Origin of the sequence: Shinella zoogloeoides, from assembly GCF_020883495.1 — a bacterium.
Lineage (GTDB): Bacteria > Pseudomonadota > Alphaproteobacteria > Rhizobiales > Rhizobiaceae > Shinella > Shinella zoogloeoides.
In genome coordinates, this window is record NZ_CP086610.1 from 2287847 (window position 1) to 2308118 (window position 20272).

The following is a 20272-nucleotide window of genomic DNA, read 5'->3' on the forward strand; positions in this document are numbered from 1 at the left end:
CAGGAGCGGGCGCGGTTCAGGCCGCGCCCGTCCATCTTAACGGCGCATGCCGCCGACATGGTACTCGCCCGGGCCGTTGCGCATGGAGCGGTACTTTTCCGGATTGTTGAAGAAATAGTCCCAGACCGACATCGTGGTCGGGCCTTCGCTGACCACGATCTTTCCGCGCGGCGCGTCCTCGCCGCGCTCGCCGGATCTGTCGGCGGCGAAGGCGGAGCCCGCGGCGGCGAGCGCCAGAAGAACGGCGAGAGAGAGGGGCTTGGTTTTCATGATGCAGCTCCGGTTTTGTCGCGTCGCTTCCTTATATCGGTAAGGAAGGCGAAAATTTCACCGGGGCAAACAAAAAACCCGCCGTTGCCGACGGGTCCTTGTTCAGAGAGAAGAGCCGCTTACTTGCAGGCGGCGCAGAAGCGCTGGATGCGCTTGCAGGCCTCTTCAAGCTGGGCTTCCGAAGTAGCGTAGGAGATGCGGAAGTTCGGGCCGAGGCCGAAGGCCGAGCCATGCACGACGGCGACGCCTTCCGCTTCCAGCAGTTCCGACACGAAGTCCTCGTCCGTCTCGATGACCTTGCCCGACGGCGCGGTCTTGCCGATCAGGCCCTTGCACGACGGATAGACGTAGAACGCGCCTTCCGGCGACGGGCACTCGATGCCCTGGGCCTGGTTGAGCATGGAGACGACGAGGTCGCGGCGGCCCTCGAAGATCTTCTTGTTTTCCGGGATGAAGTCCTGCGTGCCGTTCAGCGCCTCGACGGCGGCCCACTGGGCGATCGAGCACGCGCCGGACGTCTGCTGGCCCTGGATCATGTCCATGGCCTTGATGAGGTTCAGCGGGCCGGCCGCATAGCCGATACGCCAGCCGGTCATCGCATAGGCCTTGGAAACGCCGTTCATGGTGAGCGTGCGGTCGTAGAGGCCCGGCTCGACCTCGACCGGGGTCGCGAACTTGAAGTCGCCATAGGTCAGGTGCTCGTACATGTCGTCGGTCAGAACCCAGACATGCGGGTGGCGCATCAGCACATCCGTCAGCGCCTTCAGCTCGTCATGGCTGTAGGCCGCGCCCGAGGGATTGGACGGCGAGTTGAAGATGAACCACTTGGTCTTCGGCGTGATCGCCTTTTCCAGGTCTTCCGCCTTCAGCTTGAACTTGTTTTCCTGGGTCGTGGCGACGAAGACCGGCTTGCCGCCGCGCAGCGACACCATTTCCGGGTAGGAGACCCAGTAAGGCGTCGGGATAACGACTTCATCGCCCGGATTCATCGTCGCCATGAAGGCGTTGAAAAGAATCTGCTTTCCGCCCGTGCCGACAATGGTCTGCGCGGCGGTGTAGTCGAGATTGTTCTCGCGCTTGAACTTCTTGACGATGGCCTCGCGCAGTTCCGGAATACCGGCGACCGGCGTGTACTTCGTCTCGCCGCGGTTGATCGCGTCGATGGCGGCCTTCTTGATATTGTCCGGCGTGTCGAAATCCGGCTCGCCCGCGCCAAGCCCGATGACATCGCGGCCTTTCGCTTTCAGCTCGCGCGCTTTCTGGGAAACGGCGATGGTGGCGGAAGGCTTCACACGGGAAAGGGCGTCGGCAAGAAAGGCCATGATGGAGATGTCCTCATCGGGTTCAAAGACGGCGTGACGCCATGGACCCGGAGCGCCGGGCTCCATAGCGGTTAGGTCTATGTCGAATGTGGGCGGGTCTTGCAAGCGCGAAGGGCGAAAAAAGCGGGAAATCCGGGCCCCGGCGCAAAATTTCATGGACGCCATCAACGAAGCGAATGGATTGCGGCCCGCCCGCCCGCAGGGCACACCAAATAGTTGAGATCGCTACGGGAACCGAAAACTTTACGCGAAGGATTAAACCGACGTTAACAGGTGCCCCCTATCCTTTGCCTGTCGATATCCAGCGGATGGTGCGCTGCATGAGCGAGAAAAGTATTTTCTCCAATCTCGTCCGCCAGCCGGACGGCGCGTTCAGCGCGGTCTACGGTCCCTATCTCCTGCAATCGGCGCTGCAACCCATCTTCCACGAGCGGGAAGACGGCCATTTGCAGATCGCCGCCTTCAAGGGCCTCATCCGCGCCGGCATCGGCGACCTGCCGTCCTCTCCCGCGGAATTCTTCCAGGCCGTGCCGGAAGAGGAGCGCGCGGCCGTGGACGGCCTGTGCCGCAGCCTGCACATTCTCAACGCCGGAGCGCTCGGCCGCCCCCATGCCGCGCTCATCGTCGGCTACCATTCCGGTCTTTACGGCACGCAGGCCGCGATGCGGCAGGAGGAGGAACGGCTGCGGCTTTGCGCGCATGAGGCGGGCATGCCGTTCGAGGCCATCGCCTGTGAAATCCGCGAGCATCCCGATGACGACCCCGGCGCCATGGCGCAGTTCGCCGCACGGCTGCATGAAAGCGGCTTTTCCATCGCCATCGACGACTATACCGGCGAGGACAGCGACCTGGAGCGCCTGGAGCGCCTCGATCCGCAATTCGTGACCTTCGACACGGCATGGCTGCGCGGCTTTGCGGAAAACTCCGCCGGCCTCGCGCTCCTGCGCGTCGTCGTCGGCCAGTTCGCGCAAAAGGGCATCCGCGCCGTCGTCGCCGGCATCGAGGAGCCGGACATGCTCGACCTCTGCCGCGAGATGGGCGGCCCCCTGATGCAGGGCTATCTCCTCGCCCGCCCCGAACTCGCCCCGACGACCTTCAACATCGCCTTCCCCTTCGAAGGCGAGGAGGATGCCTGGACGTCCGCCGAGGCGCTTGCGGCAGGCCTTTCCCCGGCCGCCGAAACGCGCGTCGTCCGCCCCCAGCGGCAGTTCGGCCGGCGGGGCGTCTAGAACGGTGCAAAACGGCGGTCTATTCGGCCGAACACGCTGAAAATCCACCTTTTTCCATTTGCCATGTTTTCGCCACAATAAATGTCGGGACTTGCCGCAATTCGGTCCTTGTCGCGCCGATTTCGGCAGGCTTTTTCGGTACTCGCAGCGGAGAAAAAGCAAAGAGGGGGACGCGATGTTTCTGGATGAAGACAAGGTCGGCAGATCGCCGAAGGCCCGCGAGTCGCGCGCCATGTTCCTGATCGCGATGACCGCGCTCGCCGCCTGCGTCGCCATGGTCGTCGGCCTGATGTCGCCACCCGCCATCGCGCTGGACACGATCAAGACCTCCGGTATCCAGAAAACGACCTCCGAGACCCTGCCCACGCAAAAGTGACGCCCCGGCGCGGGCGCCGCTCTTGAAAGCCGCACGGCTCTAGGCCAGTTAACGGCGAAAGACGGGAGACGGCGATGCGACGGAAGACAGGCAGCGGGAAAAACCTTATCGGCGGCATGGCCCTCGCCCTCCTTGCGGGCTGGTCGCTCCTCCCCCTCCCGGCCAGCGCCGAAACCCGTGAATTCCCCAGCAAGAAAGCCCCGCTCGCCGTCGAGACGCTGGCAAGCGGCCTGCGGCAGCCCTGGTCCGTCGAGGTCCTGCCGGATGGCGGCTACCTCGTTTCGGAAAAGGCCGGCGCGCTGCGCCTCGTGCGCGGCGGCAAGGTCTCCGCCCCCATCGGCGGCACACCGGAGGTCGCAACGGACGGCCAGGGCGGCCTGCTCGACATCGCGCTCGCGCCGGACTTTGTCAAGAGCCGCATGCTCTACCTGACCTATAGCGCCCGCGGCGACGGCGGCGCAGGCACGGCGGTCGCCAAAGCGCGGCTTTCCGACGACGGCACGCGGCTGGAAGACCTCACCCGTATCTTCCTGATGAGCCGCCTGACGCCGAAGGGCCAGCATTTCGGTTCGCGCATCGCGATCGCCAGGGACGGCAGCCTGTTCTTCGGCATCGGCGACCGGGGCGAAGGCGACCGCGCGCAGGACCCGCGCGACCATGCCGGCGCGATCCTGCATATCAACCCCGACGGCACCCCGCACAAGGACAATCCCTTCCTCGGCACATCGTCGGGCCTTGCGGAAATCTGGTCGAAGGGCCACCGCAACCCGCAGGGCCTCGCCATCGACCCGAAGGACGGCACGTTGCTGACGGCCGAACACGGCGCGCGCGGCGGCGACGAGATCAACAATCCGCAGCCCGGCCGCAATTACGGCTGGCCGCTCGTCTCCTACGGCCGGCACTATTCCGGCGCGGAATTCGACCTCGGCGCTTCGGCCGAGGGCTACGAGCCGCCGCTTTATTACTGGGACCCGTCCATCGCGCCGGGCGCCATCGCCGTCTATCGCGGCGCGATGTTCCCGGAATGGGACGGCAACCTCATCGTCGCCGCGCTGAAATACCAGCTCGTCGCCCGCCTCGAACGGGACGACAGCGGCGCGGTCGTCTCCGAGGAGCGCCTGTTCGACGGCGAGTTCGGCCGCATCCGCGATGTCGTCGTCGCCCCGGATGGCGCGCTGCTGCTCCTGACCGACGAGGCGAACGGCGCATTGTTGCGCGTCTCGCGCGCCGACACGGCGGATTGACGCCCTCCCTTGCCTAACGCCCGGCCGCCTGATAGCAGGGGGCCGGGCGCGCTCGCGTCCGCTTCCTCTCATAGGGTACGAGACATGACGCGCGTTCAGGCGAACCTTCTCCTGTTGCTGGCAGGCGCCATCTGGGGCGCGGGCTTCATCGCCCAGTCGACCGCGATGCAGGCGCTCGGCCCGTTCTGGTTCATCGGGCTTCGCTTCGTCGTCGCGACCTTCGTCGCCCTGCCTTTCATGCGCTGGGAGAAAGCGCGCGCGACCGGGCCGCTGCGCAGGCGGGACGTCGCCGGCTTCGTCGCGACCGGCCTTGCCCTCTTTGCCGGGGCCGCCTTCCAGCAGGTCGGCCTGCTCACCACGACCGTCACCAATTCCGGCTTCCTCACCGGCCTCTATGTCGTCTTCACCCCGATCCTGACGGTGCTGTTCCTGCGCCGGCGGCCGCACTGGGTCATCTGGCCCGCCGCGCTCACCGCCTGCCTCGGCATCTTCCTGCTCTCCGGCGGCACGCTGACCGCGCTGACGCTCGGCGACATGCTGACGATCGCCAGCGCCGCGCTCTGGTCCGTGCAGATGATCTGCGTCGGCGTCTTTTCCGGAAGGTCCGGCCGGCCCATCGCCCTGTCGCTCGTGCAGTTCGCCGTCTGCGGCGTCCTCGGCTGCGCCGCCGGCCTCCTCTTCGAACCCGTCAGCCTGGCCGCGATCCAGTCCGCCCTGCCGGAAATCCTCTATGCCGGCCTCTTCTCCAGCGGCATCGCCTTCATTCTCCAGAACATCGCCCAGCGCTATACAACCGCGCCGCAGGCGGCGATCTTCCTTTCCAGCGAGGCCCTGTTCGCCGCCCTCTTCGGCGTGGCGCTGCTCGGCGAGACCATCACGCCCGCCGGCTATGCGGGCTGCGCCATCATCTTCGTCGCGATCCTAGCGGTGGAGCTGGTGCCGGAACTGCTGCGCGGCCGCCGCGCGGGCCGTCCCGCGGAAGCATGAGCCCCGCCCAAAGCGGGGTCTTCTTCCTCCGTTCCGCAATATAAGTCATATCAATGCGGCGCAGACCCCATAAAACCTGAGGGTTTTTTCGGCAATCGCCCGGAATTTGACCAAAGTGAGGCACGTCGAAGACGCGCCAAAACTTTTGCTTGCCAATTTGAAGCAAACGCATCACTCTTGCGCCGTTCGGGCAATTTGCGAACACGGGAAGACCTTGAATAAATGCGCGCCGGAGACGCGAAACAATTCCGGGCGGCCAACATCTGGAATGGTCCTTGTGACCTTGTGGTTGGCTGGCTGCGGTGAAAACAGGACCCTTTCCTCAACCTCGAGAACTGCCTGCCTAACGCCCCTCGGGGCAAAACTGTCGTGCTGCCCGCCGCCAATATACGGGCAGAGAGAAAAGGACCTGACGCATGGCCGAAACTGGCACCGTAAAATTCTTCAACACCGAGAAGGGCTTTGGCTTCATCAAGCCCGATAACGGTGGTGCGGATATCTTCGTACACATTTCCGCTGTACAGGCCTCGGGCCTGAACGGCCTTTCCGAAAACCAGAAGGTAAGCTTCGACACGGAACCCGATCGCCGCGGCAAAGGCCCGAAGGCGGTTAACCTGCAGATTGCCGGCTGATCCGGTCTTCTCAGGATTTTCAGTTGGAGCCCGGCAGAGATGCCGGGTTTTTTCGTTCAGCCTCCGTTCAGCCTCTTTCTTCTAGTCTGGTGCCATCATCGACCGGTAGAAGCCGGCGTTCAAAGGAACGACGTTATGAATAAAATCATCAAGGCCATCGTGCTTTCCGCTGCTGTCGCCGCAACGACCCTCACCGCAACCGCCGGCGTTGCCGAGGCGCGCGACCGTCATGGCTGGAACAATGGCGGCTGGCACCATCGCGACTACCGCCGCCGCGACCGCAACGACGCCCTCGTCGGCGGCGCCATCGGGCTTGCCACCGGCATGATCATCGGCGGCGCCATCGCCTCCCAGCCGCGTTACGATGACCGCCGTGTCTATGTGGAGCCGGATTACTACCCGGAACCCGAGCGCCGCGTATATCGCCGCCCGGTCGCAAGCTACGAGCCGTGGACGCAGTCCTGGTACGATTACTGCTCGCGCCGCTACCGCTCGTTCAACCCGGACAGCGGCACCTTCGTCGGCTATGACGGCCGCGAGCACTTCTGCATCGCCGGCTGATCGCGGCGATCTTCAGCAAAACGGGCGCCATCGGCGCCCGTTTTCGTTTGTCACAGCCCGCGCAGGAACGGATTGGTCCGCCGCTCCTCGCCGATCTTCCCGCCCGGCCCGTGACCGCACAGGAAGCCGACCTCGTCCCCCAGCGGAAACACCTTGTCGCGGATCGAATCCAGAAGCTGCTGATGGTCGCCGCCCGGCAGGTCCGTGCGGCCGATCGAACCCTGGAAAAGCACGTCGCCGAGATGGGCGAAGCCCTGGCCGCGGTTGAAATAGATCACATGCCCCGGCGCGTGGCCCGGCGTGTGGTAGACCTCGAATTCATGCGCGCCGAAGGAGACCTTGTCACCGTCCTCCAGCCAGCGGTCGGGCACGACATTGCTGACCTTCATCGGCACGCCGAACATCGAGGCCTGCGCCTCCAACCGCTGCAGCAGCGAAAGATCATCCTTGTGCGGACCGATGATGTCGATGCCGAGCGCTTCCTTCAGCTCCTTCGCCCCGCCGGCATGGTCGATATGGCCATGCGTCAGCCAGATCGCCTTGAGGTCGATGCCGTTGTCCTTCACCGTCTGCAGGATCACCTCGACATCGCCGCCGGGATCGACGACCACGCCTTCCTTGGTGTCCGCGTCGAAGAGAATGGTGCAGTTCTGCTGGAAGGGGGTGACGGGAATGATGCCCGCCTGAAGCATGCCCATGGGGTCCTCGCTCTGTTGCGCTCGTCGCCTCCCTATAGACGCAAGCGCCGGCAAAGACCATGCGCCAGCCAGAGCATTTCCAGCCGAAGCGAATTCGCTTCGGCGTCGGATAATGCGATAAAAACAAAATCCTAGCGCAGGCTCGCCATCTCCTGCGCAGGCGCGGTCGCCAGCGTCGGCGAGACGGTCGAGAGCAACAGCGCGACGACCGCGATATTGATGACGGCATAGAGGTAGACGACCGGGCGAAGGCCGCGGGCGACCGGGTTGAGCGGCTGTGAATTCGTCTGCATCGTTCGTTCCCCGTTGTTTCCGGCCAGGATCGGCCCCTTGCGACCGTTTCTACAACGACGCGGGCCGCCGGCCTGTTCCGCCGGAAACAGGAAGCAGGGCGCAGAGGTCAAAGCGGCAGGGCGGTGGTTTCCTTCAGCGTGTCCAGCACGATGGCCGTCTTCACATGGGAGACGGATTCGTGCGGCAGCAGCACGTCGTTGACGAAGGCGGACAGCGCCTTCAGGTTCGGCACGACCACCTTGATGATATAATCCATCTCCCCCGTCAGCGAGAATGCCTCCAGCACTTCCGGCAGGTTGGAGATCAGCCGGGCGAAGCGCACCGCATTGTCGCGGTTATGCGTCGAGAGCGTCACTGTGACGACGATGACGATGCCGAGATCAAGCTTTTCCCGGTCCAGTTCCGCGCGGTAGGCGCGGATGATGCCCTCCTCCTCCAGCCGGATGCGCCGGCGCGAGCATTGCGAGGGCGACAGGTTGATACGCTCCGAAAGCTCGTTGTTCGTCAGGCGCGCATCCTTCTGCAAATGCGCGAGCAGTTTACGGTCGAATTCGTCAAGTTGCACGTTCTTCCCCTTGTTTTCTCATTTTACGCACGAACATCGCACGAGATTGGCAAAACGCAAACACTACGCACGCACATTGCATGGAAACCGCGCCATACTTGCCGAACATCAATCTTGAGGAGGACGAACGATGGGCCCTTTCCCGCATGACGCACCGCCGGCCGTGATCACCGCCGACAACCCGGCCGGCACGGACGGTTTCGAATTCGTCGAGTTCGCCCATCCCGAGCCGCAGAAGCTGGAAGACCTCTTCACCCGCATGGGCTACAGCAAGGTCGCCACGCACCGCACCAAGGCCATTTCCGTCTGGCGGCAGGGCGACATCAACTACATCGTGAATGCCGAGCCGGGCTCGCACGCCATGAAGTTCACGGATGTGCACGGCCCCTGCGCCGCCTCCATGGCCTGGCGCGTGGTCGATGCGCAGCACGCCTTCGAGCATGCCGTCTCCAAGGGCGCGACGCCCTATGAAGGCGACGACAAGGCGCTCGACGTGCCGGCCATCGTCGGCATCGGCGGCTCCCTGCTCTATTTCGTCGACAAATATGGCGCCAAGGGCTCGGCCTATGACGCCGAGTTCGAATGGACCGGCGCGCGCGATCCGCGTCCCGAAGGCGTCGGCTTCTATTACCTCGACCACCTGACCCACAATGTCTATCGCGGCAACATGGACAAGTGGTGGGACTTCTACCGCGAACTCTTCGGCTTCAAGCAGATCCATTTCTTCGATATCGACGGCCGCATCACCGGCCTCGTCTCGCGCGCCATCACCTCGCCCTGCGGCAAGATCCGCATTCCGCTGAACGAATCGAAGGACGAGACGAGCCAGATCGTCGAGTATCTGAAAAAGTACAACGGCGAAGGCATCCAGCACATCGCGGTCGGCACGGACGGTATCTACGACGCGACCGACCGGCTGGCCGGCAACGGCATGAAGTTCATGCCCGGCCCGCCGGACAATTACTACGACCGCTCCTATGTGCGCGTGGTCGGCCATGAAGAGCCGGTCGAGCGCATGAAGAAGCACGGCATCCTCATCGACGGCGAAGGCGTCGTCGATGGCGGCATGACGAAGATTCTGCTCCAGATCTTCTCCAAGACCGTGATCGGTCCGATCTTCTTCGAGTTCATCCAGCGCAAGGGCGACGAGGGCTTCGGCGAAGGCAATTTCCGGGCGCTCTTCGAGAGCATCGAGGAAGACCAGATCCGCCGCGGCGTGATCGCAGCCGAATAACGACCGCGGCAGCAAGCCATGCGGGGAAGAAGGAGGCGGTCGCGATGCGGCCGCCTCTTTTCATTCGTAAAACTCCGGTGCACGCAATACGCGGACAAATTGACAGATACCCAAATTCTCCTCACGTTACAGGTGTCGAATCTTTCGGCAGCGGGCGCGCGGACTCCAGCCGCAGTCCGGCAACGTATCCCAGTCCGGCCCCGACCACTCTCTCGTCCGGGCGGACCTTTCGGAGGGGAATTCATGGAAGCTTTGATGCCCATCATCACGCAGCTCATCGCCGGCGCCGTTGGCGGCAATGTGGCCGGAGCCGCCTTGAAGCAGGCAGCCGTGAGCGCGATCGTCAGAACCATCGTCGGCGCCATCGGCGGCGTTGGGGGCGGCTTCCTCCTGCAGATGCTGGGCGGTGAAGCCGGCCTTTCCGGCCTCGTGGCCAATGGCATCGGCGGCCTTGTCGGCGGCGGCGTGCTGACGGCCATTGTCGGCAGCGTGCTCGGCAAGAAGTAAGGTCCATCCCTTTACGGCGCGAGGCCGGAACATCCCCGCGATGTTCCGGCCTCGCTTGCATTGCGGCGGCTGCGCCGCTCTTTCAAGTTGATTGTTCCGCCCGTTACGGTCTAACCAGAAAACCGGAAAAGACGCGGGGGGCAGCAAGGCATGAAGGGAAATGACAACGTGGCCCGACAGATGCCGGACAGGAACGGCGCGCACGAGCTGCACGAGGACGCCATGACGGGCGACGGGCGCATCGACTTCGAGATCATCGAGGGCCTGTTCTTCGCCTATCGCGACTTCATTTCCGATCCGGACGCCATCCTGGAAAAGAGCGGCTTCGGCCGCGCCCATCACCGGGTCGTGCATTTCGTCAACCGCGAGCCGGGCATGACCGTCGCCGACCTGCTCGACACGCTGAAGATCACCAAGCAGAGCCTGGCGCGCGTCTTGAAGCAGCTCATCGATTCCGGCTATATCCAGCAGGTGGCCGGCCCGGAGGATCGCCGCCAGCGCAAGCTCTACCCGACACGCGCCGGGCGCGCACTGGCTCTTGCGCTCGCCGAGCCGCAATCCCGCCGCATCGCCCGTGCATTCGAGGAAATGGACGCGGGCGACCGGCGGACGGTGATCCGCTTCCTCACCGGCATGCAGAACGCCAAGAGCGAATGACAGATTGACCAGGAGGTGAAGACGATGACCGCTGCCGGCGCGCCCTGCGACGATGCATCCCATCTTCTCGTCGTCGACGACGACACCCGTATCCGCGACCTGCTCAACCGCTACCTGAAGGCCGAGGGTTTCCGCGTGACGGTCGCGGGGGATGCGGACGAGGCCCGGCGCAAGCTGCGCGGCCTCGATTTCGACCTCATCATCATGGACGTGATGATGCCGGGCGAAAGCGGGCTCTCGCTGACGAAGAGCCTGCGCGAGATCCGCCCCGTGCCGATCCTGATGCTGACGGCGCTCGCCGAATCGAGGTCCCGCATCGAGGGGCTGGAGGCCGGCGCGGACGACTATCTCTCCAAGCCCTTCGAGCCGCGCGAACTGGTGCTGCGCATCAACAACATCCTGAAGCGCAACGCGGCCCCCGCCGCGCCGAAGATCGAACAGGTCATGTTCGGCCCCTACACCTTCTCCATCGTGCGCAAGGAGCTGAAGCGCGGCAGTGACCCCATCCGCCTCACCGACCGCGAGCAGGAGATCATGCTGCTCTTCGCCCAGCGCGCCGGCGAGACCATCCCGCGCCACGAACTGATCGGCGAGGAGACGGAGGTCGGCGAGCGCACCATCGACGTGCAGATCAACCGCCTGCGCCGCAAGATCGAGGACGACCCGTCCAATCCGGTCTGGCTGCAGACAGTGCGCGGCATCGGCTACCGCCTCAGCGTGGAACAGGGCTGAGCGTGGGCGGGGCGGGAAATACCCTCCTCCGGCCGGCAGGCCGCAGGGGCGCGTTGCAACCGGCACGCTCCCCGGAAAGCCGCCCATGACCACCTTCCAGACCCTTCGGCGGGATATCGAGCGCGCGCCGCTGGCCGGCTGGAAGCGCTTCACCCGCTGGCTGCGGCACCGGATGCCGACGGGCCTCTATGCCCGCTCGCTGCTCATCATCATCCTTCCGATGGTGCTGCTTCAGGCCGTCGTCGCCTTCGTCTTCATGGAGCGTCACTGGCAGCTCGTCACGCAGCGCCTCTCCATGGCCGTCACGCGCGACATCGCGGCGATCATCGACCTCATCGAGACCTATCCGCAGGACGGCGATTATTCCGAGATCGTCCGCATCGCGCGCGAGCGGCTGGAGCTGATCGTCTCCATCGAGCCCGGCACGGAACTGCCGCCGCCGCGCAGCAAACCCTTCTTCAACATCCTCGACGAAATCCTGAGCGAGGAAATCGTCCGCCAGATCCGCCGGCCGTTCTGGATCGACACCGTCGGCGAAAGCAACCTCGTCGAAGTCCGCATCCTGCTCGATAACAAGGTGCTGCGCGTCTACGCCCGGCGCAGCCAGGCCTATGCCTCCAACACGCATATCTTCCTGCTGTGGATGATCGGCGCGTCCCTCGTGCTCATCACCATCTCCATCCTCTTCCTGCGCGGCCAGATCAGGCCGATCCTGGCGCTGGCGCAGGCCGCCGAGAGTTTCGGCAAGGGGCAGAAGATGCCGGAGAACTTCGCCCCGCGCGGCGCGGACGAGGTACGCCGCGCCGGCCTTGCCTTCATCCTCATGCGCGAGCGCATCGAACGGCAGATGGAGCAGCGCACCGCCATGCTGACCGGCGTCAGCCACGACCTGCGCACCATCCTCACCCGCTTCAAGCTCCAGCTTGCGCTCGCCGGCGACAACCCGGACCTGCAGGGCCTCAACAAGGATGTCGAGGACATGCAGAGCATGCTGGAAGGCTACCTGTCCTTCGCCCGCGGCGATGCGGAGGAGGATGTCGGCGAATTGCGGCTGTCCGATCTCTTCGAGCGGTTCGAGGTGGAAGCGGAACTGCAGGACCGCACCTTCACCAGCGCCATCGACGGCGCGGACGAGGTGATGGTGCGCCCGAACGCCTTCGGCCGCCTCGTCGGCAATCTCGTTTCGAATGCGATGCGCTACGCCAGGAGCGTGCATGTGGACGCACGCCACGGGGCCAAGTGGCTGACGATCACGATAGACGACGACGGCCCCGGCATTCCCGAGCGCTCGCGCGACGACGTTTTCAAGCCGTTCTTCCGGCTCGACGCGGCGCGCAACCTCGATGCCTCCGGCACCGGCCTCGGCCTTGCCATCGCGCGCGACATCGCCCGCAGCCACGGCGGCGACGTCACATTGTCGGATAGTCCGATGGGTGGTCTTCGGGCGACGGTCCGCGTTCCCGCGTGATCAGCACATCTTCTTGCCGTTCGGCACCGGACGGTCGACGCCGGCCAGCACGATGGCCCCGGTCTCGTCCTCGAAGCCGAGCGTCAGCACTTCCGAGCGCACCGGGCCGATCTGGCGCGGCGGGAAGTTGACGACGGCAAGCACCTGCCGGCCGACGAGGCCTTCCGGCGTATAATGCACGGTGATCTGCGCCGAGGATTTCTTGATGCCGATCTCCGGCCCGAAATCGATCTGCAGCTTGTAGGCCGGCTTGCGCGCTTCCGGGAAGGGCAGCGCCTCGACGATGGTGCCGACACGAATGTCGACGCGTTCGAAATCGGCGTAGGTGATGGTCTCGGTCATGGGAAATTCCTTGGAGGGCTCAGCCCGCCAGTTCCTCGGCGCGCTTGCGGGCGGCGGCGATGGCCTTGTCGAAGAGTGGCTGCATGCCGTCCTCGGCCATGAGGACGGAAAGGGCCGCGGCGGTGGTGCCGCCCGGCGAGGTCACGTTCTGGCGCAGGCGGCTGGCGTCGTCGGGGGACTGGTGAAGCAGTTCACCAGCCCCCGCGACGGTTTCCCGTGCGAGGCGCATGGCGAGGTCCGCCGGCAGGCCGAGTTTACGACCTGCCTCTGCCATGCATTCGACGAGATAGAAGACATAGGCCGGGCCGCTGCCCGAAACCGCCGTGACGGCGTCGATGTCGCCTTCGGTCGCGACCCATTCGACAGGGCCGCTCACCTTGAGAAGCGCATGCACGAAATCGCGCTGCCCCTGCGACACCCGGTCATTGGCAAAAGCGCCGGTGACGCCGCGCCCGATCATGGCCGGCGTGTTCGGCATGGCGCGCACGGTGGCGGCCGCGCCGAGATGGCTTTCCAGATTGGCGATGGTCTTGCCGGCCGCGACGGAAACCACGACGGTCTCGGGACCGACGAGCCCCTTCAGCGGCGGCAGGACCTGATCGACGAGCTGCGGCTTGACGGCAACGAAGAGCACGCCCGCCTTCACACCCTCGGGCGCAGACGTCTCGTGCCGCGCGCCGTTGTCGGCGATCAGTTTGGCCATGGTCGGCTGCGGGCCGGGATCGATGACGATGACGGAGGAGCCGGAAATACCGCTCTTCAGCCAGCCCGTGAGCATCGCGCCGCCCATATTGCCGGCGCCGATGAGAACGATGGGACCGGAACCCGCCACAGCCATGTTCACGCCTCCCCGACCGTCTCGAACAATACGGCGTCGACGGCGGACTGGGCGTCCATGCCGGACCAGACGACGAACTGGAATGCCTGGAAATAGGCCTCGCAGGCTTCGAGCGCACTGGACAGCAGCACCTCGACCTGACGGTTCGTCGGCTCCGCGCCGCCGGCAAGCAGCAGCGACTGGCGGAAGATCACGACATCCTCGCGGCGCCACAGGTCGAAATGGCCCATGAGCACCTGGCCGTTCACATGCGAGAGCAGGCAATGCACCTCGTTGACGCGGCTTTCGGGAACCTTGATGTCGAAGGCGCAGGCCAGATGCAGCGCCTCGAACTCCTCCATCCAGGAGAAGGAGACGTGGTAATCCGTCCACTTGCCTTCGACGGTCATCGCGATCTCGTCTTCGCCCGACCGCTCGAACGTCCAGTCATTGTTGGCTGCGACGAATTCGATCATGTCGACCGGGTTGGACTGACGCCCGATATCCAATTCCATAAGGCTCATGCATCACCTTCAAGGCCGGAAGGCATGCGCCATCGCGCTCACACACGCGACGCGGCAAACCATACTCCGGATACAACACTGAATGATTGCTCGGCACCTTGCGCAATTCTGGACGACTTACCCTGCCCGAAGCTTGCGCTGCCCGTTTCGAATCATCATTTAAAATCAGTGTATAATGGCGGAGTCGCGACGCCAGCCCCCGCCTTCCCATTTTCTCCGCCCGGTTGTGGACAGAGCCTGCCAAAGAGATTCAGGTCGGACGCTTAAGGGACTCTGCGCAAAGGGCTTTTCGAAAGTGTCCACAGGGGTAAAAATTTTATTAAAAAAAACGGTTGGCGCGATGTGAATCACGCCAACCGAGTCCTGATCGAAAGAAGCTGTGCCGAAACGGCTCAGGCGCCCTTGGCAAGGCGCGCTTCGAGAGCCTCGATACGCTTCAAAAGCGCGTCGTTTTCATCGCGCGCCTTGATGGCCATTTCCCGCACCGCCTCGAATTCCTCGCGCTTGACGAGGTCCATGCCGTTGAAGAAGCGCTCGGCCTGGGCGCGGAACACGGTCTCGGCCTCCTTGCGCACGCCCTGGGCGGCGCCGGCGGCATCGGTCATCAGCTTGGCGAAGTCGTCGAGAATGCGGTTCGCACCGGTGGTCATGGTCTGCCCTCCTCGGGTCCTGATGGTCCTGGCGGGCGTCATGCGCCCGCATCCTGACCTGTGAGGTAGGGTCTTGCGCCCGTCCTTGCAAGCGGATTCCGGTGGATCGCCGCCCCTTCGGGGCATGGCGGGGCCGCGTATCACGATTTATCGCCTTGACCCTGCCGCAAGGCCTCGCCATCTTCCGCGCAAAATCAGGAAGACCGCAGTTGACCAGCATAGTCCAGCTTTTCGCCATCATGCCCTACCCGCAGATCGACCCGATCGCCTTTTCCATCGGCCCGGTCGCCGTGCACTGGTATGGCATAGCCTATGTCGTGGGCATCATGCTGGGCTGGTTCTACGCCCGCAAGCTGATCGAGACGCCGCACCTTTGGGCCGGCGACGCACCCGCGACCCGCACCCAGCTCGACGACTTCCTCGTCTGGGCAGCCGTCGGCATCATCCTAGGCGGACGCATCGGCTACATCCTCTTCTACGATTTCGCCAATGTCGCCGCCGATCCGCTGCGCGCCCTGCAGATCTGGAACGGCGGCATGTCCTTCCATGGCGGCCTTGCCGGCACGACACTCGCCATGATCCTCTTCGCACGCAGGAACGGCATCGCCGTCTGGAGCCTCTTCGACATCGTCGCCGCCGTCGTGCCGATCGGCCTGTTCTTCGGCCGCATCGCCAATTTCGTCAACGGTGAACTCTGGGGCCGCCTGTCGGATGCGCCCTGGGCGGTGGTCTTCCCCAATGGCGGCCCCTTCGCCCGCCATCCGAGCCAGCTCTATGAAGCCGGCCTCGAAGGCATCGTCCTGCTCGCCCTGCTCGCCATCGCCATCTACGGCCTCGGCGCGCTGAAACGCCCCGGCCTCGTCACCGGCCTCTTCGTCTCCGGCTATGCGCTGTCGCGCATCACGGTGGAGTTCTTCCGCGAGCCGGACCCGCAGCTCGGCTACCTCTTCGGCGGCTGGCTGACCATGGGCATGCTGCTCTCCCTGCCGATGCTCGCCCTCGGCCTGTGGGCCATTGTCCGCGCCCGCACGGCGGATGCGGTCAAAGCCTGAGCGGACGCGCCCATGCCGACACCCCTTTCCCGCAAGATCAAGGCGCTGATCCGCACCAACGGTCCGATCAGCGTCACCGACTATTTCGCGCTCTGCCTCGCCGATCCCGAATACGGCTATTACCGCACGCGCGATCCCTTCGGCACGGCCGGCGATTTCATCACCGCCCCGGAGGTGAGCCAGCTCTTCGGCGAAATGCTCGGCGTCTTCCTCGTCCACGCCTGGCAGCGGCACGGCGCGCCGGCGGATGTGCGCATCGCCGAAATCGGCCCCGGCCGCGGCACGATGATGGCCGACATGCTGCGCGTGGTCTCGCGCATCGCGCCCGAACTCTACGAGAGCGCGACGATCCACCTGATCGAGACCAGCCCGAAGCTGCGCGGCGTGCAGCGCGAAACGCTCGGCACCCATGCGGCCCGCGTCGCCTGGCACGACAGTTTCGAGGAGCTGCCCGAGGGCTTCGTGCTGCTGGCGGCGAACGAACTCTTCGACGCCATCCCGATCCGCCAATTCATCAAGACCGCCGCCGGCTTCCGCGAGCGTCTCGTCGGCCTCGATGCCGAGGACGAGCTGACCTTCGCCGCCGGCGTCGCCGGCATCGACCCGGCCCTCCTGCCGGAAAACCACAAGACCGTCCCGAACGGCACGATCTTCGAGATCGCTCCCGCCCGCGAGGCGGTGATGGCGACCATCGGCGAGCGCATCGCCCGCTTCGGCGGCACCGCGCTGATCATCGACTACGGCCATTTCGTCACCGGCTTCGGCGATACGCTGCAGGCCGTGCTGAAGCACGATTTCGACCCACCGCTTGCCCATCCGGGCGAAGCAGACCTGACGAGCCATGTCGATTTCGAGCGTCTGGCCGGCGCGGCGGCGAGCGTGGGGCTGCACGTCCACGGCATGCTGCACCAGGGCGACTTCCTTGTCGGCCTCGGCATCGGCGAGCGCGCCTCCGCCCTCGGCCGAAACCGCGACGAGGAGACGCAGCAGTCGATCCTTGCCGATGTCGACCGTCTCGCAGGCTCCGGCGTCGGGAAAATGGGCGATCTTTTCAAGGTCTTGGCGGTCGGCAGCGCGCCGCTCTCGCTCTTTCCCTTCCGCCAACCCGATTGACACATACGCCAAGGCCGGACAACATCCGGCCCGATTTGCACCCCGCATGCCCGGCCGAAATCCTTGCCTGGCGGCCTGTCCAAAAGCCTAGCCGAGAGACCATGAAGGACCAAGCGCTCCCCCATCCGATCGAAAGCCCGCTGCTCGCGGAACGCGCCGGCAAAGCCGCGCGCCACGGCTTCTTCACCCGCACCGGCGGCGTTTCGGAAGGCATCTATCGCGGCCTCAATGTCGGCCTCGGCTCGCAGGACGAGCGCGAGAACGTGCATGAGAATCGCGCCCGTGTCGCCCGCTGGTTCGCCGTGGAGCCGGACCGGCTCGCAACGGTGCATCAGATCCATTCGCCCGACGTCGTCGTGGTGGACGAGGGCTATGACGGCGCGCGGCCGCAGGCCGACGCGATGGTCAGCAACACGCCCGGCGTGGTGCTCGGCGTGCTCGCCGCCGATTGCGGCCCCATCCTCTTCTGCGACCCGGAGGCCCGTGTCGTCGGCGCGGCCCATGCCGGCTGGAAGGGCGCGCTCTACGGCGTGCTCGAAAACACCATCGCGGCCATGGAAAAACTCGGCGCGAAGCGCGAAAACATCATCGCCAGCCTCGGCCCCTCGATCAGCCACCGCAACTACGAGGTCGGCCCGGAATTCGTCGAACGCTTCCTCGGCGTCGACAAGACGTACGAGCGCTACTTCAAGCCCTCGGAAAAGCCCGGCCACGCGATGTTCGACCTGCCGGGCCTGACGACGCAGCGGCTGAAGGATGCCGGGGTGACGGCGGAAAACCTCGACATCTGCACCTATCCCGACGAGGACCGCTTCTTCTCCTACCGGCGCACCACGCACCGGCAGGAACCCGACTATGGCCGGCAGATTTCGGCGATCATGATAAGGGGCTGAAGCCCCATACTGCGAGGGAGACACCCATGGCACTTCACTTCGACACCGAGGAATACGCCAACCGGCTCCAGCGCCTCACCTCCCGCATGCGGGAGGAAAAGCTCGACGCCATGCTGCTCTTCGCGCAGGAGAGCATGTACTGGCTGACCGGCTACGACACGTTCGGCTACTGCTTCTTCCAGACGCTCGTCGTCAAGGCGAGCGGCGACATGGTGCTACTCACCCGCTCGGCGGACCTGCGGCAGGCACGCCATACCTCCAATATCGAGAAGATCGAGGTCTGGGTCGACCGCGTCAACGCGGACCCGACCATGGACCTGAAGAACCTTCTGTCCGACCTCGACCTGCTCGGCTGCCGCATCGGCGTGGAATATGACACGCATGGCCTCACCGGCCGCAATACCCGCCTGCTCGACAACCAGCTCCAGAGCTTCGGCGATCTCGTCGACGCCTCGACGATCGTCAGCCGCCTGCGGCTCATCAAGAGCCCGGCCGAGATCGTCTATGTCGAGCGCGCCGCCGCCCTTTCGGACGACGCGCTGGATGCGGCCCTGCCGCTGATCGTGCCCGGCGGCGACGAGGCGGCGATCCTTGCCGCCCTGCAGAACGCGGTGCTTGCCGGCGGCGGCGACTATGCCGCCAACGAATTCGTCATCGGCTCGGGCGCCGACGCCCTTCTCTGCCGCTCCAAATCCGGCCGGCGGCGGCTGGACGCCGAAGACCAGCTCAGCCTGCAATGGGCCGGCGTCAGTTCCCGCTACCATGCGCCGATGATGCGCACCGCCGTCATCGGCGAACCGAGCAACCGCCACCGCGAACTCTACAGCGCCTGCCGGGAGACCATGCAGGCGATGGAGATGGTGCTGCGGCCCGGCAACACGTTCGGCACCGTCTTCGAGACCTTCGCCCGCATCCTCGACGAGCGCGGCCTTGCCCGCCACCGGCTGAACACCTGCGGCTACTCGGTCGGCGCGCGCTTCGCCCCCTCCTGGATGGACCCGCAGATGTTCGTCGTCGGCAATCCGCAGGAGATCGAGCCGAACATGTCGCTCTTCGTCCACACGATCATCTCCGATTCCGAGAGCGGCACGGCGATGACGCTCGGCCAGACCTATCTCACCACCACCGACACGCCGAAGGCGCTTTCGCGCTACGGCCTCGATTTCCTCGAGATCTGACCCGCGACATCCTGCGATTGACAGCGCCCGGAGCGGCACCCATAAATCGTTGCGGGGACGCAGGAGGCAAAAAGCCTCCGCAGGATACGGACGACAACGATGCAAGAGCTGATGAAGCGGCTGGCACTGATCGGCCTCATTGTCACCCTTACCGGCTGCAACAGCACCGACGCGCTCATTCCGCCCGCAGAGGTTGGTGGCGGCTTCAATTCGCCGCCGGTGACCCAGAGCGACCTCGACCAGATGAGCGCCGATACCTCGCCCGTCACGACGATGCCGGTCGCCACCGCCACCCAGCAGACGGCCTTCACCTCTTCCGGCAGTTCGACCGGCGCGGACACGGCCGGCACCCTTCAGGGGCAGGCCGATGCGCTTGCCCGCAACAATGGCGCAGGCAGCGCCGCAGAGGCCGATGCCGAGCTTGCCCGCACGACGGCGGAACGCTCGCTGGCCGCCGAAGAAGTCGCGTCCCTGCCGGCCGCGAACGCAGGCAGCGAGACGATCCGCTTCCTGCCGATCATCGGCGCGCCGGTCGAGGCGGTCACGCCGCTGTCCAAGCGGCTCGGCGCGGAGGCGCGCTCCGGCGGCCTGACGATCCGCAGCGCCTCGGACACATCCGCCCGATACATCCTCAAGGGTTACTTCTCCGCCATGAACGACAACGGCAAGACGACCGTCGTCTATGTCTGGGACGTGCTCGACGGCAGCGGGGCGCGGCTGCACCGCATTCAGGGCCAGGAAACGGTTTCCGGCACGGCCGCCGACCCGTGGACCGTCGTGCCTGCGCAGACGATGGAGGGCATCGCGCAGAAGACGATCCGGCAGTATCTCGACTGGCGCGGTTCGCTGCCGGGTTAAGCTCCCCGAAACGGTAAATCACAGCGAAATGCGAGGAATCGCTTTTCCGAAGGAGCAAGGCCCTTGCAT

The 20272-nt window shown here is 65.0% G+C and carries 25 protein-coding genes; 16 read left to right on the forward strand and 9 right to left on the reverse strand.

The window, feature by feature from the left end; genetic code table 11:
• Positions 1–36: 36 nt before the first annotated feature.
• Both K8M09_RS11405 and K8M09_RS11410 read right to left on the reverse strand, forming a co-directional pair.
• Positions 37–270, reverse strand: a complete 234-nt coding sequence (locus K8M09_RS11405; protein ID WP_160786900.1) for a hypothetical protein — start codon at positions 268–270, stop codon at positions 37–39.
• Between the two features lie 119 nt (positions 271–389).
• Positions 390–1592, reverse strand: coding sequence for a pyridoxal phosphate-dependent aminotransferase (locus K8M09_RS11410; protein ID WP_160786899.1), 1203 nt, complete (start codon positions 1590–1592; stop codon positions 390–392).
• 320 nt (positions 1593–1912) lie between these two features.
• Between K8M09_RS11410 and K8M09_RS11415 the strand changes: the two genes are divergently transcribed.
• The 6 genes from K8M09_RS11415 (at position 1913) to K8M09_RS11440 (ending at position 6621) form a co-directional block, all read left to right on the forward strand.
• Complete coding sequence (locus tag K8M09_RS11415) at positions 1913–2821, forward strand: EAL domain-containing protein (RefSeq protein WP_160786898.1); 909 nt, start codon at positions 1913–1915, stop codon at positions 2819–2821.
• A 175-nt stretch (positions 2822–2996) separates the two neighbouring features.
• Entirely contained in the window at positions 2997–3197 is a 201-nt protein-coding gene (locus tag K8M09_RS11420; protein WP_160786897.1) for a hypothetical protein, read from the forward strand.
• Between the two features lie 74 nt (positions 3198–3271).
• Positions 3272–4441 (forward strand): PQQ-dependent sugar dehydrogenase, encoded by a 1170-nt coding sequence (locus K8M09_RS11425; RefSeq protein WP_229341832.1) that lies wholly within the window; start codon positions 3272–3274, stop codon positions 4439–4441.
• A gap of 84 nt (positions 4442–4525) precedes the next feature.
• Positions 4526–5428, forward strand: a complete 903-nt coding sequence (locus K8M09_RS11430; protein ID WP_160786896.1) for a DMT family transporter — start codon at positions 4526–4528, stop codon at positions 5426–5428.
• 416 nt (positions 5429–5844) lie between these two features.
• Positions 5845–6060, forward strand: coding sequence for a cold-shock protein (locus K8M09_RS11435; RefSeq protein ID WP_064330734.1), 216 nt, complete (start codon positions 5845–5847; stop codon positions 6058–6060).
• Positions 6061–6195: 135 nt separating this feature from the next.
• The gene (locus K8M09_RS11440; protein ID WP_160786895.1) at positions 6196–6621 is read left to right on the forward strand and encodes a BA14K family protein; all 426 of its coding nucleotides are present in this window, start codon (positions 6196–6198) and stop codon (positions 6619–6621) included.
• A 50-nt stretch (positions 6622–6671) separates the two neighbouring features.
• On the opposite strand, the gene K8M09_RS11445 is transcribed toward K8M09_RS11440, so the two are convergent.
• The 3 genes from K8M09_RS11445 to K8M09_RS11455 form a co-directional block, all read right to left on the reverse strand.
• Positions 6672–7313, reverse strand: coding sequence for an MBL fold metallo-hydrolase (locus K8M09_RS11445; protein ID WP_206366684.1), 642 nt, complete (start codon positions 7311–7313; stop codon positions 6672–6674).
• 137 nt (positions 7314–7450) lie between these two features.
• The gene (locus tag K8M09_RS11450; protein WP_160786893.1) at positions 7451–7612 is read right to left on the reverse strand and encodes a hypothetical protein; all 162 of its coding nucleotides are present in this window, start codon (positions 7610–7612) and stop codon (positions 7451–7453) included.
• A 107-nt stretch (positions 7613–7719) separates the two neighbouring features.
• Positions 7720–8178, reverse strand: coding sequence for an Lrp/AsnC family transcriptional regulator (locus K8M09_RS11455; RefSeq protein ID WP_160786892.1), 459 nt, complete (start codon positions 8176–8178; stop codon positions 7720–7722).
• A 130-nt stretch (positions 8179–8308) separates the two neighbouring features.
• Between K8M09_RS11455 and hppD the strand changes: the two genes are divergently transcribed.
• The 5 genes from hppD to K8M09_RS11480 all read left to right on the forward strand — a co-directional run bounded on the left by hppD (position 8309) and on the right by K8M09_RS11480 (position 12776).
• A complete protein-coding gene (gene hppD, locus K8M09_RS11460; protein WP_160786891.1) occupies positions 8309–9412 on the forward strand; it encodes a 4-hydroxyphenylpyruvate dioxygenase in 1104 nt (367 codons plus the stop codon).
• A 243-nt stretch (positions 9413–9655) separates the two neighbouring features.
• Entirely contained in the window at positions 9656–9919 is a 264-nt protein-coding gene (locus tag K8M09_RS11465; protein ID WP_160786890.1) for a hypothetical protein, read from the forward strand.
• A gap of 180 nt (positions 9920–10099) precedes the next feature.
• Entirely contained in the window at positions 10100–10576 is a 477-nt protein-coding gene (locus K8M09_RS11470) for a MarR family winged helix-turn-helix transcriptional regulator (RefSeq protein ID WP_229342343.1), read from the forward strand.
• 24 nt (positions 10577–10600) lie between these two features.
• Positions 10601–11308 (forward strand): response regulator, encoded by a 708-nt coding sequence (locus tag K8M09_RS11475; protein WP_160786889.1) that lies wholly within the window; start codon positions 10601–10603, stop codon positions 11306–11308.
• 85 nt (positions 11309–11393) lie between these two features.
• Positions 11394–12776 (forward strand): ATP-binding protein, encoded by a 1383-nt coding sequence (locus tag K8M09_RS11480; protein ID WP_160786888.1) that lies wholly within the window; start codon positions 11394–11396, stop codon positions 12774–12776.
• Here the strand turns inward: K8M09_RS11480 and K8M09_RS11485 are convergent, their stop codons facing one another.
• The 4 genes from K8M09_RS11485 to K8M09_RS11500 all read right to left on the reverse strand — a co-directional run bounded on the left by K8M09_RS11485 (position 12777) and on the right by K8M09_RS11500 (position 15109).
• Positions 12777–13118: a tRNA-binding protein gene (locus K8M09_RS11485; protein WP_160786887.1), complete on the reverse strand. Its 342-nt coding sequence runs from the start codon at positions 13116–13118 to the stop codon at positions 12777–12779.
• A 19-nt stretch (positions 13119–13137) separates the two neighbouring features.
• A complete protein-coding gene (proC, locus tag K8M09_RS11490) occupies positions 13138–13956 on the reverse strand; it encodes a pyrroline-5-carboxylate reductase (protein WP_160786886.1) in 819 nt (272 codons plus the stop codon).
• A 2-nt stretch (positions 13957–13958) separates the two neighbouring features.
• The gene (locus K8M09_RS11495) at positions 13959–14459 is read right to left on the reverse strand and encodes a type III secretion system chaperone family protein (protein WP_064330750.1); all 501 of its coding nucleotides are present in this window, start codon (positions 14457–14459) and stop codon (positions 13959–13961) included.
• Between the two features lie 392 nt (positions 14460–14851).
• Complete coding sequence (locus tag K8M09_RS11500) at positions 14852–15109, reverse strand: accessory factor UbiK family protein (protein WP_160786885.1); 258 nt, start codon at positions 15107–15109, stop codon at positions 14852–14854.
• A gap of 239 nt (positions 15110–15348) precedes the next feature.
• Here K8M09_RS11500 and lgt point away from each other — a divergent pair, with 239 nt between their 5' ends.
• The 5 genes from lgt (at position 15349) to K8M09_RS11525 (ending at position 20203) form a co-directional block, all read left to right on the forward strand.
• On the forward strand, positions 15349–16161 hold the full coding sequence (gene lgt / locus K8M09_RS11505) for a prolipoprotein diacylglyceryl transferase (protein ID WP_160786959.1): 813 nt from the start codon (positions 15349–15351) through the stop codon (positions 16159–16161).
• 12 nt (positions 16162–16173) lie between these two features.
• Entirely contained in the window at positions 16174–17274 is a 1101-nt protein-coding gene (locus K8M09_RS11510) for a class I SAM-dependent methyltransferase (RefSeq protein WP_160786884.1), read from the forward strand.
• A 101-nt stretch (positions 17275–17375) separates the two neighbouring features.
• Positions 17376–18167 (forward strand): peptidoglycan editing factor PgeF, encoded by a 792-nt coding sequence (pgeF, locus tag K8M09_RS11515; RefSeq protein WP_160786883.1) that lies wholly within the window; start codon positions 17376–17378, stop codon positions 18165–18167.
• A gap of 26 nt (positions 18168–18193) precedes the next feature.
• Positions 18194–19345: a M24 family metallopeptidase gene (locus K8M09_RS11520; RefSeq protein WP_160786882.1), complete on the forward strand. Its 1152-nt coding sequence runs from the start codon at positions 18194–18196 to the stop codon at positions 19343–19345.
• A gap of 99 nt (positions 19346–19444) precedes the next feature.
• Positions 19445–20203 carry a hypothetical protein gene (locus K8M09_RS11525; RefSeq protein WP_160786881.1) on the forward strand — a complete coding sequence of 253 codons (759 nt, stop codon included), beginning with the start codon at positions 19445–19447 and terminating at the stop codon, positions 20201–20203.
• The last annotated feature ends 69 nt before the right edge of the window (positions 20204–20272 follow it).

What these genes read in the sequence shown, in the direction of transcription:
- K8M09_RS11405 (WP_160786900.1), bottom strand. Translation starts at nt 270, where the DNA reads ATGAAAACCAAGCCCCTCTCTCTCGCCGTTCTTCTGGCGCTCGCCGCC.
- K8M09_RS11410 (WP_160786899.1), bottom strand. Translation starts at nt 1,592, where the DNA reads ATGGCCTTTCTTGCCGACGCCCTTTCCCGTGTGAAGCCTTCCGCCACC.
- K8M09_RS11415 (WP_160786898.1), top strand. Translation starts at nt 1,913, where the DNA reads ATGAGCGAGAAAAGTATTTTCTCCAATCTCGTCCGCCAGCCGGACGGC.
- K8M09_RS11420 (WP_160786897.1), top strand. Translation starts at nt 2,997, where the DNA reads ATGTTTCTGGATGAAGACAAGGTCGGCAGATCGCCGAAGGCCCGCGAG.
- K8M09_RS11425 (WP_229341832.1), top strand. Translation starts at nt 3,272, where the DNA reads ATGCGACGGAAGACAGGCAGCGGGAAAAACCTTATCGGCGGCATGGCC.
- K8M09_RS11430 (WP_160786896.1), top strand. Translation starts at nt 4,526, where the DNA reads ATGACGCGCGTTCAGGCGAACCTTCTCCTGTTGCTGGCAGGCGCCATC.
- K8M09_RS11435 (WP_064330734.1), top strand. Translation starts at nt 5,845, where the DNA reads ATGGCCGAAACTGGCACCGTAAAATTCTTCAACACCGAGAAGGGCTTT.
- K8M09_RS11440 (WP_160786895.1), top strand. Translation starts at nt 6,196, where the DNA reads ATGAATAAAATCATCAAGGCCATCGTGCTTTCCGCTGCTGTCGCCGCA.
- K8M09_RS11445 (WP_206366684.1), bottom strand. Translation starts at nt 7,313, where the DNA reads ATGCTTCAGGCGGGCATCATTCCCGTCACCCCCTTCCAGCAGAACTGC.
- K8M09_RS11450 (WP_160786893.1), bottom strand. Translation starts at nt 7,612, where the DNA reads ATGCAGACGAATTCACAGCCGCTCAACCCGGTCGCCCGCGGCCTTCGC.
- hppD (WP_160786891.1), top strand. Translation starts at nt 8,309, where the DNA reads ATGGGCCCTTTCCCGCATGACGCACCGCCGGCCGTGATCACCGCCGAC.
- K8M09_RS11465 (WP_160786890.1), top strand. Translation starts at nt 9,656, where the DNA reads ATGGAAGCTTTGATGCCCATCATCACGCAGCTCATCGCCGGCGCCGTT.
- K8M09_RS11470 (WP_229342343.1), top strand. Translation starts at nt 10,100, where the DNA reads ATGCCGGACAGGAACGGCGCGCACGAGCTGCACGAGGACGCCATGACG.
- K8M09_RS11475 (WP_160786889.1), top strand. Translation starts at nt 10,601, where the DNA reads ATGACCGCTGCCGGCGCGCCCTGCGACGATGCATCCCATCTTCTCGTC.
- K8M09_RS11480 (WP_160786888.1), top strand. Translation starts at nt 11,394, where the DNA reads ATGACCACCTTCCAGACCCTTCGGCGGGATATCGAGCGCGCGCCGCTG.
- K8M09_RS11485 (WP_160786887.1), bottom strand. Translation starts at nt 13,118, where the DNA reads ATGACCGAGACCATCACCTACGCCGATTTCGAACGCGTCGACATTCGT.
- proC (WP_160786886.1), bottom strand. Translation starts at nt 13,956, where the DNA reads ATGGCTGTGGCGGGTTCCGGTCCCATCGTTCTCATCGGCGCCGGCAAT.
- K8M09_RS11495 (WP_064330750.1), bottom strand. Translation starts at nt 14,459, where the DNA reads ATGAGCCTTATGGAATTGGATATCGGGCGTCAGTCCAACCCGGTCGAC.
- K8M09_RS11500 (WP_160786885.1), bottom strand. Translation starts at nt 15,109, where the DNA reads ATGACCACCGGTGCGAACCGCATTCTCGACGACTTCGCCAAGCTGATG.
- lgt (WP_160786959.1), top strand. Translation starts at nt 15,349, where the DNA reads ATGCCCTACCCGCAGATCGACCCGATCGCCTTTTCCATCGGCCCGGTC.
- K8M09_RS11510 (WP_160786884.1), top strand. Translation starts at nt 16,174, where the DNA reads ATGCCGACACCCCTTTCCCGCAAGATCAAGGCGCTGATCCGCACCAAC.
- pgeF (WP_160786883.1), top strand. Translation starts at nt 17,376, where the DNA reads ATGAAGGACCAAGCGCTCCCCCATCCGATCGAAAGCCCGCTGCTCGCG.
- K8M09_RS11520 (WP_160786882.1), top strand. Translation starts at nt 18,194, where the DNA reads ATGGCACTTCACTTCGACACCGAGGAATACGCCAACCGGCTCCAGCGC.
- K8M09_RS11525 (WP_160786881.1), top strand. Translation starts at nt 19,445, where the DNA reads ATGCAAGAGCTGATGAAGCGGCTGGCACTGATCGGCCTCATTGTCACC.